The 2534-nt window shown below is 57.3% G+C and carries 3 protein-coding genes and 1 pseudogene; all 4 read left to right on the plus strand.

Features of this window, described 5'->3' with window-relative positions; genetic code table 11:
* The first annotated feature begins 191 nt into the window (after positions 1-191).
* Positions 192-536, plus strand: a complete 345-nt coding sequence (locus tag WBB95_RS01905; protein WP_424486041.1) for a hypothetical protein — start codon at positions 192-194, stop codon at positions 534-536.
* Positions 537-834: 298 nt separating this feature from the next.
* A complete protein-coding gene (gene glsB / locus WBB95_RS01910; RefSeq protein ID WP_424486042.1) occupies positions 835-1743 on the plus strand; it encodes a glutaminase B in 909 nt (302 codons plus the stop codon).
* 147 nt (positions 1744-1890) lie between these two features.
* Positions 1891-2181, plus strand: coding sequence for a hypothetical protein (locus WBB95_RS01915; protein ID WP_424486043.1), 291 nt, complete (start codon positions 1891-1893; stop codon positions 2179-2181).
* 20 nt (positions 2182-2201) lie between these two features.
* A pseudogene (locus WBB95_RS01920) lies at positions 2202-2534 on the plus strand (hypothetical protein); the annotation flags it as partial.

Raw genomic sequence — 2534 nt, forward strand, 5'->3', positions numbered from 1 at the left:
GGTGGAGGCGGCCGAATCCTGGGCCGGCGCAGCGCCGTGTGGCGTGGTAGAACACGCCGAAACCAGCAACAGTGCGGCCAAGCCAATCATCAATTTCATGCAATCAATCCTCGTGAAGTAAGCACAGTGGTGCAGTGTATGGGCAATTGGACTACTTTGATTGACGAGCTATCCCTACTCGGTAATGTCCCATGCACAATTTATGGACGCGCTACGTGGCGTTGCTGGAAAACGACCTGAGCACGCAGATTTTCGACAACGTGAAAAACCTGCTGGTGTGCGCGCTGTTGTTTGCAGCGGGCACCAATACGCTGCTCGGGCAGCGCGAACTGTTCGTCGGGGTATTTGCCTCGAATGTGGCGGGTTGGGGGCTGATTATCCTGTCGACCGTGTTGATGTTTTTGAACATCAGCGATGGCATTCGGCGGCTGGCCAAACTGCGTTATCACTTGGCGTTGCAACTGATGCTGATCCTGATCTACCTGGTGATTGCCGAGCGGGTGGTGGAGATAGTGTGGGGGTTTCGCGCGCATTAAAGCGTGTTAACGACAGACCTTCAGTTGATCTTGATAACCGCGTAAACGCGCTTCAAGCGCCTGCGCCTGAAGATCCATCGAGTCCCGGTAATTGGACGGGTTTGTTTGGGCAATCAAGTCCCTGAGCGTATCGATCTGATTCTGGGTTCTGGTCAATGGCTTCTGGATAACGTCGTTGTTACCTGGCTGGCTTAACTGGGCCCCGACAGCGTCCATCCGGTCTGCCCGGGCATTGCCGTTTCAGGTATCCTCCGCGCCCCGCTTATCACCGATTCAAAGACAGATGACAGGACAAGACATGCAGGCGTTGCTGGAGTCGATCCTCGACGAAGTTCGTCCATTGATCGGCCTCGGCAAAGTCGCCGACTACATCCCCGCGCTGGCCGACGTACCCGCCAACCAACTCGGCATCGCCGTGTACGGCAACGACGGCGCGGCCTACTGCGCCGGGGACGCCGACACGCTGTTCTCGGTGCAGAGCATTTCCAAAGTGTTCAGCCTGGTGCAGGCCATCGACCACGGCGGCGAAACCATCTGGGAGCGCCTCGGCCACGAGCCTTCCGGGCAGCCGTTCAACTCCATGGTGCAGCTGGAATTCGAACGCGGCCGCCCGCGCAACCCCTTCATCAACGCCGGTGCGCTGGTGATTTGCGACATCAACCAGTCACGCTTCGCCGTGCCTATCCTGTCGATGCGCGACTTTGTGCGGCGCCTGTCGGGCAACCCGCAGATCCTGGTCAACAGCGTCGTCGCCGACTCCGAAGCCCAGCACGGCGCACGCAATGCGGCCATGGCCTACCTGATGAAGTCGTTCGGCAACTTCCACAACGACGTGGACGCGGTGCTGCACAGCTACTTCAACTACTGCGCGTTGCAAATGAGCTGCCGGGATTTGGCCCGCGCCTTCAGCTTCCTGGCCAACGAGGGCACAAGCGCCCACAGCGGCGAGCAGATTCTGACCGCGCGCCAGACCAAGCAAGTCAACTCGATCATGGCCACCAGTGGGCTGTACGACGAGGCGGGGAACTTCGCCTACCGCGTCGGGTTGCCGGGCAAAAGCGGGGTCGGCGGCGGGATTGTCGCGGTCGTGCCGGGGCAGTTTACGGTGTGCGTATGGTCGCCGGAGCTGAATGCGGCGGGGAACTCGCTGGCGGGGATGAAGGCATTGGAGTTGTTGAGTGAGCGGATTGGGTGGTCGGTGTTTTGATGGACCTATCCCGGGGCCAAACGCCGTAACTGCTGGCCGAGAGGACATCGGGATACATATTGAGTTAAAGTCGACCCTGCGACCGACGCCTGAGGTGATCTATGCTAATTGTCATAGATCCTCCCTCGCCCTAAGCCGGAGACCAGCATGTCACGCAAGAAAATCAAGCCGCAAATTACCGAAGCACAGGTTCTCGCCCAAGAGTTGAGTATTCCATCGATCGCAGCCAGAGCGTTCAGGGATGCTTACGAGGTTGCGATTTCCAAAGGTGAATCCGTCCTGGTGGTGCGTGCCGGGCAACTCATGAAAGTCTCGAATACAGAGACACTGGTCATCCGACCGGTAGAGACGTACGGGACTATCAAGGCCGGCACCCGTTTGAAAACCAAAAAATCCCTGTTGGATCGCCGGTCGGCGCAGGCGCAGATTCAGGCTTGAGTACGACGCCTAGGGTCCGTATGTTCGCCGGACCGAACGGAAGTGGGAAAAGCACATTCAATTCGAAAGTTCCCGCTCATCTGTTGGTCAACTACATCAATCCAGACGCCATTGAACTGGGCATTCGCGAAACCGGGGCATTTGACTTCGCTGCCTTCGGGCTTGACCCGTATGCGAGCTTGGCCATTCCATTTCTGCGTGGGCATACATTGCTCTTAAAGTTCCCCCAGTCTCTTGCCAAACTGAATAACTTGGTTGTTGACAGTCATCAAGTGCTCTTTCCTTCTCGGCAAGTTGATTCTTATATAGCGTCTTGTTTGTCCGACTTTATTCGTGTCTCGTTAATTAAGGAG

Source organism: Pseudomonas sp. (assembly GCF_049645325.1).
GTDB lineage: Bacteria > Pseudomonadota > Gammaproteobacteria > Pseudomonadales > Pseudomonadaceae > Aquipseudomonas.

Coding starts and splice junctions, on each gene's coding strand:
- glsB (WP_424486042.1), top strand. CDS start 835: ATGCAGGCGTTGCTGGAGTCGATCCTCGACGAAGTTCGTCCATTGATC.
- WBB95_RS01905 (WP_424486041.1), top strand. CDS start 192: ATGCACAATTTATGGACGCGCTACGTGGCGTTGCTGGAAAACGACCTG.
- WBB95_RS01915 (WP_424486043.1), top strand. CDS start 1,891: ATGTCACGCAAGAAAATCAAGCCGCAAATTACCGAAGCACAGGTTCTC.